The organism is Undibacterium sp. WLX3042 (genome assembly GCF_049544825.1).
Classification (GTDB): domain Bacteria; phylum Pseudomonadota; class Gammaproteobacteria; order Burkholderiales; family Burkholderiaceae_D; genus Undibacterium.
Genome location: NZ_CP186698.1, coordinates 2875502 through 2892219, shown reverse-complemented (window position 1 = coordinate 2892219; position 16718 = coordinate 2875502). Strand labels below are relative to the sequence as shown.

Genomic DNA, 16718 nt, shown 5'->3' with positions numbered 1-16718 from the left:
ACGCCGGAGAGTTATACGGGATGCGCCTGAGCGAGGCGTTTTTGTATCATCTCGCAATAATCAGGATTCAGTTCAAAACCAACGAAATCGCGCCCGCAACGTTGTGCGGCGACAGCAGTGGTGCCGCTGCCCATGAATGGATCAAGGACAACGCCGCCGGGTGGGCAGGAGGCCTTGATCATGCGTTCGATAATTTCTAAAGGCTTTTGTGTCGGGTGCTCTTCACGCTCGGCGTGTTCACGATGCAGGCGCGAAACGCTCCACACATCTTTGGGATTAAAACCGAGCTCCAGCCATTTAGCGCCTTCAAAAATCTTGCGGCTGCGGGCTTTTTTGGTGGCAGCATCATACGGAATGCGGATCGCATCCAGATCAAAATAATAATCCCGCGCTTTGACAAAAAAACCGATGGTGTCGTGCACAGAAGAATATTTACGTACCGTTCCGCCCATCGATGGCACACGGCGGTCCCAAATGATTTCATTGACCATGCTCATGCGCTGCTTCAGCATCACGAACACTTCCGGCGAATAACGCCAGGTCAGAAAAATATACAGACTGCCATTCGCCTTGAGCTTGGGTAAGGCCAGATCGACCCATTCCGTCATCCAGTCAAGATAGGCGGCAGCTTCCATTTTGTCGGAATCGTTGCCGTAATCTTTGCCCAGACCATACGGCGGGTCGGCCAGTAACAGATCAACGCTGGCATCGGGCAGACGCGCCAGCCCTTGCAGCGCGTCCTCACAAAATATCTGATTGCGCCAATCGGCTGCCATGCTAGGAATTCATGTTGAAAGTCACTTCAGGCGGAATTCGGCACTACGCGCATGGGCTTGCAAACCTTCGCCATAAGCGAGTTCGGCGGCCACTTTACCCAGCGTCTGCGCACCTTGCTCACTGACATGAATCATGGAAGAACGCTTCTGGAAATCATACACACCCAGCGGCGATGAAAAGCGCGCAGTGCGGGAAGTCGGCAACACGTGATTCGGACCTGCGCAGTAATCGCCTAAGGCTTCCGACGAATAACGCCCAAGGAACATCGCACCGGCATGGCGGATTTTATCTGCCCATTGCTGCGGCTGTTCAGCCGAGATTTCCAGATGTTCAGCGGCGATGCTGTTCGCAATCGCACAGGCTTCGTCCATGTCACGTACTTTAATCAACGCACCGCGGTTCGCCAGCGAAGTGCGGATGACTTCCTGACGCGGCATCTCCGGCAGCAAGCGGGCGATACTCGCCAACACCGCTTCGATATATGCCGCATCGGGGCACAATAAAATCGACTGCGCGAGCTCATCATGTTCTGCCTGAGAAAATAAATCCATCGCAACCCAGTCCGGATTCGTCGTGCCATCGCACAAGACCAGAATTTCAGATGGACCAGCAATCATGTCGATACCGACTGTGCCGAACACACGGCGTTTTGCCGCCGCGACATAAGCATTACCCGGCCCGACAATTTTATCGACTTGCGGAATCGTCGCAGTGCCATACGCCAGCGCACCGACTGCCTGCGCGCCGCCGATGGTGAATACTCTGTCGACACCGGCAATCGCCGCGGCCGCCAGCACCAGCGGATTTTTCACGCCATCAGGGGTTGGCACCACCATAATGATTTCCTGCACACCGGCGACCTTGGCCGGAATCGCATTCATCAGCACCGATGAAGGATAAGCCGCCTTACCGCCCGGCACATAAATGCCGACGCGATCGAGTGGCGTGACCTTCTGACCGAGCACAGTTCCATCGGCTTCGGTATAGCTGAAGCCTTCAGAGCCGCATTCTTTCTTTTGTATTTCGTGATACGCACGCACCCGTTGTGCCGCCGTTTCCAGCGCATGGCGACGTTCGGCACTGAGTGAATTCAGCGCATCCTGCATCTCTTGTTGCGACAACTCCAGCGCCGCCACACTGTCCGCACTGAGGCGGTCAAAACAATTGGTCGCGTCCAGCACAGCACTGTCGCCATGCGTTTTCACGCTGGCTAAAATTTGTGCGGCAGCACGATCAATCGCTTCATCTTCACTCGCTTCAAAAGCCAGCAAAGCAGAGAGCTTTGCGGAAAAATCAGCCTCAGTTGAGTCCAGCCGGGTAATCAGGGATGCGGGGGATGCCATGCTCATTCTCTTTAATTATGCTTTTAAACTGGTGGCGCGCTCGAAAGCTTCAAGTATCGGTTGCAAACGCTCACGCTTCAATTTCAATGCTGCCTGATTGACTACCAGACGCGAGGAAATATCCATGATGTGTTCGACTTCAACCAGATTGTTGGCGCGCAGAGTGCTGCCGGTGCTGACCAGATCGACAATCGCATCCGACAGACCAACCAGCGGCGCGAGTTCCATAGAACCATACAGCTTGATCAGATCGACGTGCACACCTTTGCTGGCAAAATGCTCGCGTGCAGTTTCGGTGTACTTGGTTGCCACGCGCAGACGAGCGCCCTGATGTACAGCGCTCTGATAATCAAATCCGGCCGAGACCGCCACCGACATGCGGCATTTGGCGATGTTCAGATCAATCGGCTGATACAAGCCTTCGCCACCATGTTCGTGCAACACGTCTTTACCGGCCACGCCGAAATCAGCAGCACCATACTGCACATACGTTGGCACATCTGAAGCGCGGACGATGATGACGCGCACGCCGGGATCATTCGTTGCCAGAATCAGCTTACGGGATTTTTCCGGATCTTCAGTCACGCGAATACCGGCTGCTTCCAGCAGCGGCAGGGTTTCTTCAAAAATCCGCCCTTTGGATAAAGCCAGAGTGAGTTGTGCAGTCATTACTTGAGCCTTTGTATTTGTGCGCCGACCGCCGACAGTTTCACTTCCATGCGGTCATAACCACGGTCGAGGTGATAAATCCGGTCTATCAGTGTTTCGCCTTCCGCCGCCATGCCGGCAATCACCAGCGAGGCCGAAGCACGTAAATCGGTCGCCATGACTGGCGCGCCGACCAGTTTATCGACGCCATTGATGATTGCAGTATGCCCATCAATTTCGATTTTCGCGCCGAGACGATTCATTTCCTGCACATGCATGAAACGATTTTCAAATATCGTTTCTGTGACACGGCTGCTGCCGGATGCGACACAATCAAGCGCCATAAATTGCGCCTGCATATCGGTAGGGAAACCCGGATATTCGGTGGTACGGAAGCTGACCGCTTTAGGACGGCTGCTCATTTGCGCACGTATCCAGTCCGGGCCGGTCGTCAGAACGACGCCAGCTTCACGCAACTTATCGAGTGCCACATCCAGAATATCGCTGCGGGTATTTTTCAAGGTGATATCGCCACCAGTTGCCGCCACTGCACACAAGAAAGTCGCAGTCTCAATGCGATCCGCGATCACGGTATGGGCAGCGCCATGCAAACTATCGCAACCCTGTATCACCAGTCTATCAGTGCCTATGCCTTCGATCTTCGCTCCCATTGCCACCAGCAGATTCGCCAGATCGGTCACTTCCGGTTCACGCGCGGCGTTTTCCAGCACAGTCTCGCCTTCCGCCAGCGTCGCCGCCATCAGCAGATTTTCAGTGCCGGTCACGGTAATCATATCGGTGACGATACGCGCACCTTTGAGGCGCTTGGCTTTGGCATGGATATAACCCGCCTCGATCGTGATCTCGGCACCCATCGCACGCAAGCCTTTGATATGCTGATCCACCGGACGCGAGCCAATCGCACAGCCGCCCGGCAATGAGACTTTCGCTTCACCGAAACGCGCCAGTAAAGGGCCGAGTACCAGTATCGAGGCACGCATGGTTTTCACCATGTCGTAAGGTGCTTCGAGTTTATCAATACCTTGCCCATTGAGCGTGGTGACACCATTTTCCTGCGTGACGCACAAACCCATCTGACGCAGCAATTTCAGCATGGTGTTGACATCCTGCAGCGATGGAACATTGCTCAGCACGACATCATCGGCACTCAGCAAACCTGCGCACAAAATCGGTAACGCGGCATTTTTTGCTCCGGAGATAACGATATCTCCGTTCAGGCGGTGTCCGCCGGTAATCAGTAATTTATCCATTATGCCTGGTACTCTTCAGGTGTCAGTGTTTTCATCGACAAAGCATGAATTTCTTCACGCATACGATCACCCAGAACCGCATAGACGATCTGGTGACGTTGTATCGGACGTTTGCCAGCGAATGCGGTGGAAACGATGACGGCATTAAAGTGCTGACCATCACCTTCAACTTCCAGATGGCTGCATTCAAGACCAGCAGCAATGTAGTTTTTAATTTGTTCAGGGGTAGGAAACACGGCGTATATCTCTTTCAAACTCAATTAGTAACACGCTGAAGGACTGATACCTGGCATCAATCAATCACGCAACTTATAACCACGCTTCAGCATCTGCACCGCAATCGCTGACAGTAAAACAAAGAAAACAGAAACAATCGCTAAACTATACAACGGTGCCACGTCTGATTTACCGAAGAAGCCAAACCGGAATCCATCGATCATGTAAAAGAATGGATTAAAGTGCGACACGGTTTGCCAGAACGGTGGCAGGGAATGTATCGAATAAAACACGCCGGATAAAAACGTCGCCGGCATGATTAAAAAATTCTGAAATGCGGCAAGCTGATCGAATTTCTCCGCCCAGATTCCGGCGATCAATCCCATCGTCCCCAGCATCGCTGCGCCCAGTAAAGCAAACAGAGCAATCCACAACGGTGCCTCAAAATGCAGATCGGTGAACCAGACAGTCACAATGAACACGCCGGCACCAACGGTGATACCGCGCAATATCGCCGCCAGCACGTAGCCACCGAATAATTCCCAGTGCGACAAAGGCGGCAATAAAACGAACACCAGATTACCGGTAATTTTCGACTGTATCAGCGACGAAGAGGAATTCGCAAAAGCATTCTGCAACACACTCATCATCACCAGTCCCGGTACGAGAAACGCGGTATAACGCACACCCGGATAGACCTGCACATGAGCATCGAGCACATGGCCGAAAATCAGCAAATACAATAACGCGGTCATGATCGGTGCTGTGACCGTCTGCGTAGCGACCTTCCAGAAGCGCAGCACTTCTTTGTAGAACAAGGTATTAAAACCGGTCATATTACTCATTGCTTGCCCTCCATGATTTGCAGGAAGACATCTTCCAGGTCGGCTTGCAACAATTGCATATCCTCAATCACACATCCACCCGTACGGAGCTCACCTAAAATTCCTTCAACCTGACCGTAGTCTGTAACACGCAAAGCAAACTGACGCGGATCAGCCAGGGTTTCATGGCTGATAATTCTGTCGCGTAACGTTACGGGTAAAGTCGTATTACCGGATGCGGCCAGTGTTACCCGCAGTTGCGATCCTGAGATGCGTTTAATCAGCGCGGCAGTGCTGTCGAGGGCAACAACCTTCCCCAGTTTCAGCATTGCGATACGATTACAAAGAGCCTGCGCTTCTTCGAGATAATGTGTAGTCAAGACGATGGTGTGACCTTCACGGTTCAGGCGGGAAATAAATTGCCACAAAGTCTGACGCAGCTCTACGTCAACGCCTGCGGTCGGCTCATCAAGCACAATCACTGGCGGCTTGTGAACAAGCGCCTGCGCGACCAGCACGCGGCGCTTCATCCCCCCCGACAAAGCGCGCATATTCGTATCGGCCTTATTGGTCAGATCGAGATTTTCCATGACCTCGTCTATCCATTTGTCGTTGTTTCTGAGGCCGAAATAACCGGACTGCATACGCAAGGTTTCGCGTACAGTAAAAAATGGATCAAAGACTAATTCTTGCGGTACGACACCCAGATTTCTGCGCGCATTCCGGTAATCACTGACAACGTCATGCCCTTGCACCGTGACATTCCCGGTATCGGCGCGGTTCAGACCAGCGATGATAGAAATCAATGTCGTTTTACCCGCACCATTGGGCCCGAGCAGGCCGAAAAATTCGCCTTCTTCTATCGAAAGCGATACGCCGCCCAGAGCTTGCAAAGACTGGTAGCGTTTTTGAATATTACTGATTTGTATGGCGGCCATCTGGCATGCTTGCACTTACGTGCTTAAGAAAAATCGGATACGGAAAAAATCTAAGGGTACACCCGCTGGGCGAACCCTTGATTATAGGGGATTTTCAGCGCGCGGGCTGAAACTGCGAGCAGGAAACCGACGCATTCCCGGGGTGAGCGTCAATGTCGCCCGGAGGATGGGGTAATAAACTGGTCATTCAGACCATAAAGTCTGATCAGACTGATCAGACTGTCAGGCAACGCATGAAATTGCAGTGTCTGTTTCTTTGCCAGCGCCTGCCGTTGCCATTCAATCATCACGGCAACAGCAGCCGAATCTATGCGTTCCAGACCGGACAAATCGAAGTCAGACTGCCCCTGGGCTATGGCCGCACTGCCTTCTGCCAGCGCTGTACGGGCATTTTTCTGAGAGAGTTCGCCTGCAAGTTTGTACACAATAAATCCTTTGCCAGACTTATTTAGAGGCAGCTTTGATCGGTGCGGACGCGAGTTTTTTGTTTTTATCAGACAAGGTCTTGATCAGTCCGTCAATGCCGGACTTGCTGATTTCCGCAGAAAAACTGCCTTTATAGGTTTCGACCAGCCACGCACCCAGTACGTTGATGTCATAGATTTTCCAGCCTGCTGGCAATTTTTCAAGACGATAATTCAGCTGAATAGGCTCGCCACGTGACTGAATAATCTGCGAACGGACTTCGACCTCGGTATCTTCCGGAGCTGCACGCATAGGCTTGAACTCAACCCGCTGATCTTTAATCTGAGAGATCGCGCCGGAATATGTAAATACCAGCAAGGTACGGAATTCATTAATCAGTTGCTTTTGCTGGTCCGGCGTCGCATCGCGCCAGCTTTTACCGGCTGCCAGCGAAGTCATGCGCTGAAAATCGATATAAGGCAAAATTTTGCTGTCCACCAGATCATACACACGCTTTTGGTTACCGGCCTGAATTTCTTTATCAGCTTTAGCGAGGTCGATAATTTCAAGGCTGATACGTTTCACCAGCTGATCAGGCGCCTCCTGCGCAGCGGCAGCGGCAAAACCACTGCTAGCAAATGCCAGCGTGGCAAACATCGTCAATAAAAATCGGGTCATGATTGTTTTCATTTCTTTATCCTTCATATCCATCTGATGGCGACGTCTATGTCGCCAGTTAACTCATCGGTGTGTTGACGGGTTGACTGTTGTTATATTTTTTTACAAATCCCTGCCGGATTAATCCTCTTCAGGAGCTATCTGGCTGGCACGGCGCTGCAAATAGGCGTCGCGGATAAACACGTATTTATCCAGCGCGGCCTCTTCGATCAGCGAACCGGCATCGAGCACCGATGCGCGGGCATCAACCAGACGCACGGCAGTTCCGGTATTACGGACATAAACAGGGTCCTTATACGACCACAGATTACCCTTCATATCGACAGGCGTTGCCAACGCGTCGCGTACGGTCGATGATCCAAAAATCGGCAGAACCAGATATGGCCCGGAACGTACGCCCCAGCGGCCCAGGGTCTGACCAAAATCCTCTCTGTGCTTAGGCAATCCTGCCGGAGAAGCAATATCGATTAAACCAGCGAGACCAAAGGTTGAGTTAAACGCAAAACGCATCACATCTGAACTACCTTCAGCAACATTCCCCTGCAGGAGGTTATTCACTGCGTTCCAGACATCGCCGATATTACTGAAAAAGTTACCGATACCAGTCTGCACAAATGATGGAGTGACATCACGATAAACCTGAGCAACTGGCTTTAACACTGCCTGATCAAGCGTATCATTAAATGAAAACATCGCGCGGTTAAAGCCTTCCAGAGGATCGCGCGGGTTTTTACCGATATTGGTTTTTGTACTGATCACATCCAGCGTCTGATCTGCTTTATCTTTGATTTTGTCGACTGATACCGTGCTGCAACCGGTCAGCAACAGCGTCAGACCGAGTACCATCGCGGCGCAAAAGTGCGCATATAACTGCTTAGATGTATTTTTCATTTTTTTTCTTCCGCACTGCTGTCTGCAGCTTTACTGAAAAGAAACTGACTGATCAGATTTTCCAGAACAACTGCCGACTGCGTCATTTTTATCCTGTCACCAGAGACCAGATTGGCTGTATCGCCTCCAGCTTCCAATCCGACATATTGCTCACCCAATAATCCTGCTGTCAGTATCTTGGCAGACGTATCTTTCGGGAATTTATAACGAGTTTCCAGCTGCAGAATCACCGTTGCCTGAAAGGTTTTATCGTCAAACCTGATTTCAGAAACACGCCCGACGACGACACCTGCGCTTTTTACCGCAGCGCGTGGTTTTAATCCGCCGATATTGTCAAAACGCATGACCACTTCGTATGTTTTCTCCAGAGACAGAGAACTCATATTGCCCGCTTTTAAAGCCAGAAACAGTAAAGCGGCCGCACCCAGTAAAACAAACAGTCCAACCCAGAAATCCAGAGATTTTTTTTGCATCATCGATCCTTACTTATTCCACACTCCCGCGAAAACGGGGGAGTATCTGCATTTATTCTTAATTTACCGTTTATTTAAAAAGACCTTAGCCTTACAGATTTTCATACCCTAGGGAGTATGCTTAAAGCTACGCTTACTGAAACATCCAGGCTGTCATCAGAAAATCCAGCCACAACACCAGCAAGGAAGAGATCACGACAGTACGGGTCGTTGCTCTGGACACGCCTTCCGGTGTTGGCTGAGCTTCATACCCCTGAAACAAGGCCACAAACGTGACAGCAAAACCAAAAACGATGCTTTTCAACACGCCATTGCCAATATCCTGGCCGATTTCCACACCCGCCTGCATCTGCGACCAGAACGCACCGTTATCCACACCGATCAGTTGAACACCAACGATATAACCACCGATCACACCCATGGCGTTGAAAATAGCCGTCAGAATCGGCAAGGAAATCAGGCCGGCAATAAAGCGGGGGGCTAATACGCGCTGCTCAGGATTGACCGCCATCATTTCCATCGCCGCCAATTGCTCACCGGCCTTCATCAGACCAATTTCAGCAGTTAAGGAAGTACCGGCACGCCCGGCAAATAACAGTGCAGTAACCACCGGCCCGAGCTCGCGCACCAGAGAAATTGTCACCAGCAAGCCGAGGGTCTCACCTGAACCAAAGCGATTCAGGGTGTAATACCCCTGATAACCAAGTACAAACCCGACAAACAGACCGGAGACAGCAATAATCACCAGAGAGTAATTACCGATGAAATGGATCTGGTCAGTAATCAGGCGCGGCCGCCGCCACAAACCGGCAGCACTGAATAAGATAGCAATAAAACTCCGTGTCGCATAACCCAGATCACTGGCAATACTGCGCGTCCACTTTCCGACAAAATCGACGATCATGCTCTTCCTTTCAATCCCAGGTCATCCAGCAAGGCTTTGCCCGGATAATGGAAAGGTACAGGACCATCAGCTTGCGCGTTAACGAACTGTCTGACATAAGGATCTTCCGATGCCATCATCTGTTCAGGCGTACCTTCCGCGACAATTTTTCCTTGCGAAAGGAAGTAAATGTAATCTGCTATCGCAAACGATTCATGAACGTCATGTGAAACCAGTATCGACGTAGACCCCAAAGCATCATTCAAGTTCCGGATCAGATTCGCTGCCACACCCATAGAAATCGGATCCAGACCAGCAAACGGTTCGTCGTACATCATCAATTGCGGGTCCAGAGCAACGGCGCGGGCAAGTGCAACCCGGCGCGCCATACCACCGGAAATCTGGGCCGGCATCAGGTATGCAGCATTTCTCAAGCCGACAGCCTCGAGTTTAAGCATCACCAGATCGCGTATCATCGCTTCACTCAGATCTGTGTGCTCACGCATAGGAAACGCGACATTATCAAAGACACTCAGATCAGTGAACAACGCACCATGCTGAAATAACATGCCCATTTTGCGACGTATCGCATATAAATCACGAGTGGCAAGGTCCTGCACATGCTGACCATCAATACTGACGCTGCCATGCTGCGGGCGAATTTGTCCTCCTATCAGCCTGAGGATAGTAGTTTTACCCGAACCTGAACCACCCATGACGGCAATCACTTTACCGCGCGGGAAGTTCATATGAAGCCCGGACAAAATTGTCCGCTCTCCATATCCGAAATGGATATCGCGAATTTCAACGAGATTTGACACGACGAGGGATAGAGTTTTGCAAAGGCTAGATTGTAATGCAGAACTGGAAATGAAGTTGTATCGACGAATATGATTAAAAAATCAATAAACTGATCATTATTTGATGATATGAAAGATTTCAGAATTAAATTCCGAAACTCAAATCTAGGGCAACTATTAATTCAAAATGACAAATAATTTGAACTGAAAATTAATGAATTCAAAGTCATTAATTTTAAAAATTTGACCGGATTCTTCAAAAAAACTGACTGATTTCCCTGTTCTTCAGAGAAATCAGTCGATTTTATCAGCGCGGAAGTACGGACTCACCCATCAGGAATGCATCAACCTCGCGTGCACATTGACGTCCTTCACGGATCGCCCACACGACCAGTGACTGTCCACGACGCATATCGCCCGCAGCATACACTTTCGGTACATTGGTTTTGTAGCAGGCTTCACCTTCTGTCGTCGCCTTGGCATTGCCGCGTGCATCTTTATCAACGCCAAATGCATCCAGCACCTGCTGCACTGGTGAAACGAAGCCCATTGCCAGCAACACCAGATCGGCTTTCATTTCAAACTCGGAATCAGCCACTTCCTGCATTTTGCCGTCTTTCCATTCGACGCGGCAGGCGATCAGTTTTTCAACTTTACCGCCCTTACCTTCAAGACGCTTGGTTGCCACCGCCCAATCACGTTCGCAACCTTCTTCATGCGAAGAAGATGTGCGCAACTTGGTTGGCCAGTAAGGCCACACCAAGGGTTTGTTTTCCTGCTCAGGTGGTTGTGGCATTAATTCAAATTGCGTCACAGATTTAGCACCATGACGATTCGAGGTCCCGACACAATCCGAACCAGTATCGCCACCACCGATGACCACCACATGCTTACCTGTCGCCAGAATCTGATCTTTGACTTTATCACCGGCATTGACTTTGTTTTGTAATGGCAAAAAATCCATTGCAAAATGCACACCTTTGAGTTCACGTCCCGGTACAGGCAGGTCACGCGGAGTTTCTGCTCCTCCAGCGATAATGATGGCGTCAAAATCTTTTTGCAGTTGTTCCGGCGAAATTGTTTCTTTTGACCAGTTGGTTACTGAAGCAGGAAAATCTTTGCCAACGAAAACGCCGGTACGGAAAGTAACACCCTCCGCCTTCATTTGTTCGACACGACGATCAATATGGGATTTTTCCATTTTGAAGTCAGGAATGCCATAGCGCAGCAATCCACCGACACGGTCATTTTTTTCAAACACGGTCACGTCGTGTCCGACACGCGCGAGTTGCTGAGCGGCCGCCAACCCGGCAGGGCCTGAGCCGACAATCGCAATTTTTTTTCCGGTTTTGACACTGGAAATCTGCGGAACTACCCAGTTATTCTCCCATCCCTTATCAATGATGAAATGCTCAATGGATTTAATGCCCACCGCGTCATTATTGATACCCAGCGTACATGCTGCCTCGCACGGTGCAGGGCAGATGCGGCCGGTGAATTCCGGGAAGTTATTGGTTGAATGCAGAGTTTCCAGCGCTTGCTGGTAATTTCCCCGATACACCAGATCATTCCAGTCAGGGATGATGTTATTCACGGGGCAGCCGTTATTACAAAACGGAATACCACAGTCCATGCAGCGTGCCGCCTGGGTCTGGGCTTGTGAATCACCGAGGTGAACTAAAAATTCTTTGTAATGTTTCTTACGTGATTGTGGCGCTTCGCTTGCTTCCTGCAAGCGCTGATATTCCATGAAGCCGGTGACTTTACCCATTTTTTAACCTCAATATCGTTACGGGCTGTTGCCCTATCTATCGTGAATTACACAGGAGCAGGCATCCCGGCAAGGGATGCCTCATCTCAACTATGCAACGACTTTGTCTTTTGCATTTTCGGTACTTCCGGCAGCATACATTTCAGCCAGCGCGCGTTTGTACTCGGTCGGGAATACTTTGACGAACTTAGCGCGGCTGCTTGCCCAGTTATCCAGTAAATTGCGGGCACGGGTACTGCCGGTGTGCTTGAAATGACGCTCAATCAGCTGACGCAGAATCGCCTCATCGGTATCCCGCTCACCGCCACGCAACATGCTGTGCCAGACCGACTTATTCATCGACGCCGCCTGAACATCGCCTGCCAGAACAGGTTCCAGGGTCACCATGGCCATATTGCATTTACTCTCAAATGTCCCTTCGGGGTCATACACGTAAGCAATACCACCGGACATACCGGCTGCAAAGTTACGTCCGGTATTGCCCAAGACTACAACCGTACCGCCAGTCATGTATTCGCAGCCGTGATCGCCGGTTCCTTCTACCACTGTAACCGCGCCTGAATTACGCACTGCGAAACGTTCACCGGCGACACCGTTGATAAATGCTTCACCGGAAATCGCGCCGTACAACACGGTATTACCGCAAATGATGTTATCAACAGCCCAGCCACGGAACTCAGTATTCGGACGAATAATGATACGGCCGCCGGATAAGCCTTTACCGACATAGTCGTTACCTTCACCGACCAGATCCAGTGTCACACCATGCGCAAGGAATGCACCGGCAGATTGTCCGGCCGTTCCCTGTAACTGAATGTGAATAGTGTCATCAGGCAAGCCGGCATGACCATATTTCTTAGCCACTTCACCGGACAACATTGCACCGACCGTACGATTCAGATTCTTTACCGGTGAAATGAAGGAGACTTTTTCACCGGTTTCCAGCGCATGTTTTGCCTGCGCGATCAGTTTGTTATCAAGCGCTTTTTCGAGACCATGATCCTGCACGTCCACATGGCGGACTGCCTCGCCATCTGCCAGTTCAGGCTGATGGAAGATACGGCTGAAATCCAGACCTTTCGCTTTCCAATGTGCAATCGCTTTAGATTTATCCAGCAGATCAACCCGCCCGATCAGCTCGTCGTAAGTACGAACACCCAGTTGCGCCATGATCTGACGTAATTCTTCAGCGACAAAGAAGAAGTAATTGACGACATATTCAGGCTTACCTGAGAACTTCGCTCGCAATACCGGATCTTGCGTTGCCACACCGACCGGGCAGGTATTGAGGTGGCACTTACGCATCATGATGCAACCTTCAACGACCAGCGGTGCGGTCGCAAATCCGATTTCATCCGCACCGAGCATCGCAGCAATAGCAACGTCACGCCCTGTTTTCATCTGGCCGTCTGCCTGTACGCGGACACGTCCGCGCAAGCCGTTGAGTACCAGTGTCTGCTGAGTCTCGGACAAGCCAAGTTCCCACGGCGTACCTGCATGTTTGATCGACGACAACGGTGAGGCACCGGTCCCGCCGTCATGACCAGCGATCACCAGATGATCGGCCTTCGCTTTCGACACACCGGCTGCAATCGTACCAACACCGACTTCAGATACCAGCTTGACTGAAATCGATGCATGCGGATTAACGTTTTTCAAGTCATGAATCAGCTGCGCCAGATCTTCGATCGAGTAGATATCGTGATGCGGCGGCGGAGAAATCAGACCGACACCCGGTACTGAAAAACGCAATTTTGCGATGTATTCAGAGACCTTATGGCCCGGCAGTTGTCCGCCCTCACCCGGCTTGGCACCTTGTGCCATCTTGATCTGAATCTGATCTGCCGATGTCAGGTATTCGGCTGTCACGCCAAAACGACCGGATGCAACTTGTTTAATTTTTGAGCGCAGCGAATCACCTTCAATCAGCGGAATGTCAACTTCGATCTGCTCTTTACCAATCACGGAAGCCAGTGTCGCGCCCTGCTTGATAGGAATTCCTTTGAGCTCTTGCTGATAACGCGCTGGATCTTCACCGCCCTCACCGGTATTTGATTTACCGCCAATGCGGTTCATCGCCACCGCCAGCGTTGCATGCGCCTCGGTACTGATGGAACCGAGAGACATCGCGCCAGTCGCAAAACGTTTAACGATCTCTTTCGCCGGCTCCACCTGCTCTAAAGGAATCGCTTTAGACGGATCAATTTTGAATTCAAACAGACCGCGCAAGGTCATATGACGTTTCGACTGATCGTTGATGATCTGCGCGTATTCTTTGTACGAATTGTAGTTATTCGCGCGGGTCGAGTGCTGCAGTTTTGCAATCGCATCCGGCGTCCACATGTGGTCTTCACCGCGGACACGGTATGCATACTCACCACCGGCATCAAGCGCGTTGGCTAATACCGGATCTTTGCCAAACGCCAGTTTATGTAAGCGCAGCGCTTCTTCCGCTACTTCGAAAACGCCGATACCTTCCACATTAGAGGCCGTGCCTTTGAAGTATTTATCCACCAGAGATTTATTCAGGCCAATTGCTTCAAAAATCTGCGCGCCACAGTAAGACATATAGGTGGAAATACCCATTTTGGACATGACTTTCATCAAGCCCTTGCCAATCGCCTTGGTGTAGTTGTAAATCGCTTTTTCTGCTGACAGATCGCCAGATAAATCTTTCGCCATTTCAGCCAGTGTCTGCATCGCCAGATACGGATGCACCGCCTCCGCACCGTAGCCGGCCAGCAGCGCGAAATGATGGGTTTCGCGCGCCGAACCGGTTTCCACCACCAGGCCGGTGGTGGTGCGCAAGCCTTTGCTGACTAGGTGCTGATGCACGGTCGAGGTCGCCAGCAAGGCTGGAATGGCGACATTATTCGCATCCATCTTGCGGTCGGTAATGATCATGATGTTATGTCCGGATTTCACCGCATCCACCACTTCCGCGCAGATGGAAGCAAGACGCGCTTCAATACCATCCTTACCCCAGGCAACCGGATAGCAGATATCGAGCTCATAGGATTTGAACTTGCCGCCTGTGTTTGCACTGATGTTACGTAATTTCGCGATGTCGGCGAAATCCAATACCGGCTGAGAAACCTCTAAACGCATCGGTGGGTTGATGTTATTGGTATCAAGCAAGTTAGGTTTAGGACCGATAAACGACACCAGCGACATCACCATCGCTTCACGGATAGGATCGATAGGTGGATTCGTTACCTGAGCGAACAACTGTTTAAAGTAGTTGTACAGTGGCTTGAGCTTGTTCGACATCACGGCAAGCGACGAATCGTTACCCATAGAACCGATCGCTTCTTCACCATTGGTCGCCATCGGTGCCATGAGGAACTTGATATCTTCCTGCGTATAACCAAAAGCTTGCTGACGATCCAGCAGCGTTGCGGCTTCGGGCGCAACTTCGAGTTCGCCATTCAGGCTGCTGAGTTTGATACGTACAGATTGGATCCACTGCTTGTAGGGTTTCGCGTTAGCGTAGGTGTCTTTAATTTCCTTGTCGTCGATGATGCGGCCCGCTTCCAGATCAATCAGGAACATTTTTCCAGGCTGCAAACGCCACTTCTGAATGATTTTCGATTCAGGAATAGGCAATACGCCGGATTCCGACGCCATCACCACCAGATCATCGTCAGTCACGATATAGCGGGCAGGACGTAAGCCGTTACGATCCAGGGTGCCACCGATCTGACGGCCATCGGTAAACGCCATTGCAGCCGGACCGTCCCATGGTTCCATCATTGCAGCGTGATATTCGTAAAATGCCCGACGATTGTCGTCCATCAACGTATGATTTTCCCATGCCTCAGGAATCATCATCATCATCGCCTGAGCGATCGGATAACCAGCCATCACCAGCAGCTCAAGCGCATTATCAAAGCTTGCAGTATCGGATTGACCTTCAAAAATCAAAGGATAGAGCTTTTGCAAATCATCGCCCAGTACTGCAGATTTCATCACCCCTTCGCGTGCTCGCATCCAGTTGAAATTGCCTTTAACGGTATTGATCTCGCCGTTATGCGCAATCATGCGGTATGGGTGAGCCAGTGGCCATTCAGGGAAAGTATTAGTGGAGAAACGCTGATGCACCAGAGCCAGCGCAGAAACACAGCGCTCATCCTGCAAGTCTTTGTAGTAGACACCAACCTGATCTGCCAGCAACAGACCTTTGTACACTATCGTACGCGCCGACATCGATGGTACAAAATATTCTTTGCCATGCAGCAGATGCAAAGCTTCGATCGCATGTACCGCAGACTTACGAATCACATACAGTTTACGCTCCAGCGCGTCTGTGACCATGATGTCCGCACCACGGCCAATGAAAATCTGGCGAATGACAGGTTCTTTATCGCGCACAGTCGGCGACATCGGCATCTCCCGATCAACCGGAACATCACGCCATCCCAGAACGACCTGACCTTCTGCTCTGACAGCGCGCTCGATTTCCTGCTCACAGGCCAGACGGGACGCATGCTCTTTTGGCAAAAAGATCATACCAACACCATACTCACCTGGCGGCGGCAACTGGATGTTCTGCTTTGCCATCTCTTCACGATAATACTGGTCAGGAATCTGAATCAGGATACCGGCACCATCGCCCATCAAAGGATCGGCACCGACAGCACCGCGGTGATCGAGATTTTTCAGGATCAGCAAACCCTGTTCGACGATAGCGTGATTTTTCTTGCCTTTAATGTGTGCAATAAAACCGACGCCACAGGCATCATGTTCATTGGATGGGTCGTATAAACCTTGGGCATGCATAGCGATCTCCAGATGGAAAAA

The 16718-nt window shown here is 50.9% G+C and carries 15 protein-coding genes; all 15 read right to left on the bottom strand.

The genetic code is table 11. The features are described from left to right. Window positions 1–11 precede the first annotated feature (11 nt). The 15 genes from ACPAOP_RS12990 to ACPAOP_RS12920 all read right to left on the bottom strand — a co-directional run bounded on the left by ACPAOP_RS12990 (window position 12) and on the right by ACPAOP_RS12920 (window position 16697). A complete protein-coding gene (locus ACPAOP_RS12990) occupies window positions 12–776 on the bottom strand; it encodes a DNA-methyltransferase (RefSeq protein ID WP_423708308.1) in 765 nt (254 codons plus the stop codon). A gap of 21 nt (window positions 777–797) precedes the next feature. Further along, window positions 798–2120, bottom strand: a complete 1323-nt coding sequence (hisD, locus tag ACPAOP_RS12985; RefSeq protein ID WP_423708307.1) for a histidinol dehydrogenase — start codon at window positions 2118–2120, stop codon at window positions 798–800. Window positions 2121–2135: 15 nt separating this feature from the next. Continuing rightward, entirely contained in the window at window positions 2136–2789 is a 654-nt protein-coding gene (gene hisG, locus ACPAOP_RS12980; protein ID WP_186884506.1) for an ATP phosphoribosyltransferase, read from the bottom strand. Continuing rightward, window positions 2789–4039, bottom strand: a complete 1251-nt coding sequence (murA, locus tag ACPAOP_RS12975) for a UDP-N-acetylglucosamine 1-carboxyvinyltransferase (RefSeq protein ID WP_423708306.1) — start codon at window positions 4037–4039, stop codon at window positions 2789–2791. The genes hisG and murA overlap by 1 nt, the downstream gene beginning before the upstream one ends. After that, entirely contained in the window at window positions 4039–4275 is a 237-nt protein-coding gene (locus ACPAOP_RS12970; RefSeq protein WP_186884504.1) for a BolA family protein, read from the bottom strand. The genes murA and ACPAOP_RS12970 overlap by 1 nt, the downstream gene beginning before the upstream one ends. A gap of 60 nt (window positions 4276–4335) precedes the next feature. Next, entirely contained in the window at window positions 4336–5091 is a 756-nt protein-coding gene (locus ACPAOP_RS12965) for an ABC transporter permease (protein WP_423710019.1), read from the bottom strand. A 5-nt stretch (window positions 5092–5096) separates the two neighbouring features. Continuing rightward, the gene (locus ACPAOP_RS12960) at window positions 5097–6017 is read right to left on the bottom strand and encodes an ABC transporter ATP-binding protein (protein ID WP_423708305.1); all 921 of its coding nucleotides are present in this window, start codon (window positions 6015–6017) and stop codon (window positions 5097–5099) included. Between the two features lie 149 nt (window positions 6018–6166). Next, a complete protein-coding gene (locus ACPAOP_RS12955; RefSeq protein ID WP_423708304.1) occupies window positions 6167–6442 on the bottom strand; it encodes an STAS domain-containing protein in 276 nt (91 codons plus the stop codon). A 19-nt stretch (window positions 6443–6461) separates the two neighbouring features. Next, complete coding sequence (locus ACPAOP_RS12950) at window positions 6462–7112, bottom strand: MlaC/ttg2D family ABC transporter substrate-binding protein (protein ID WP_423679601.1); 651 nt, start codon at window positions 7110–7112, stop codon at window positions 6462–6464. Between the two features lie 108 nt (window positions 7113–7220). Further along, complete coding sequence (locus ACPAOP_RS12945; protein ID WP_423679600.1) at window positions 7221–7991, bottom strand: MlaA family lipoprotein; 771 nt, start codon at window positions 7989–7991, stop codon at window positions 7221–7223. Continuing rightward, entirely contained in the window at window positions 7988–8464 is a 477-nt protein-coding gene (mlaD, locus tag ACPAOP_RS12940) for an outer membrane lipid asymmetry maintenance protein MlaD (protein ID WP_423708303.1), read from the bottom strand. Before mlaD ends, ACPAOP_RS12945 begins: the two co-directional genes overlap by 4 nt. 133 nt (window positions 8465–8597) lie before the next feature. Beyond that, on the bottom strand, window positions 8598–9368 hold the full coding sequence (mlaE, locus tag ACPAOP_RS12935) for a lipid asymmetry maintenance ABC transporter permease subunit MlaE (RefSeq protein ID WP_423708302.1): 771 nt from the start codon (window positions 9366–9368) through the stop codon (window positions 8598–8600). Then, window positions 9365–10168, bottom strand: a complete 804-nt coding sequence (locus ACPAOP_RS12930) for an ABC transporter ATP-binding protein (RefSeq protein ID WP_423679597.1) — start codon at window positions 10166–10168, stop codon at window positions 9365–9367. Before ACPAOP_RS12930 ends, mlaE begins: the two co-directional genes overlap by 4 nt. Before the next feature lie 286 nt (window positions 10169–10454). Continuing rightward, window positions 10455–11918 (bottom strand): glutamate synthase subunit beta, encoded by a 1464-nt coding sequence (locus ACPAOP_RS12925; RefSeq protein WP_423679596.1) that lies wholly within the window; start codon window positions 11916–11918, stop codon window positions 10455–10457. A gap of 90 nt (window positions 11919–12008) precedes the next feature. Continuing rightward, window positions 12009–16697 carry a glutamate synthase-related protein gene (locus tag ACPAOP_RS12920; RefSeq protein ID WP_423708301.1) on the bottom strand — a complete coding sequence of 1563 codons (4689 nt, stop codon included), beginning with the start codon at window positions 16695–16697 and terminating at the stop codon, window positions 12009–12011. Window positions 16698–16718 lie beyond the last annotated feature (21 nt).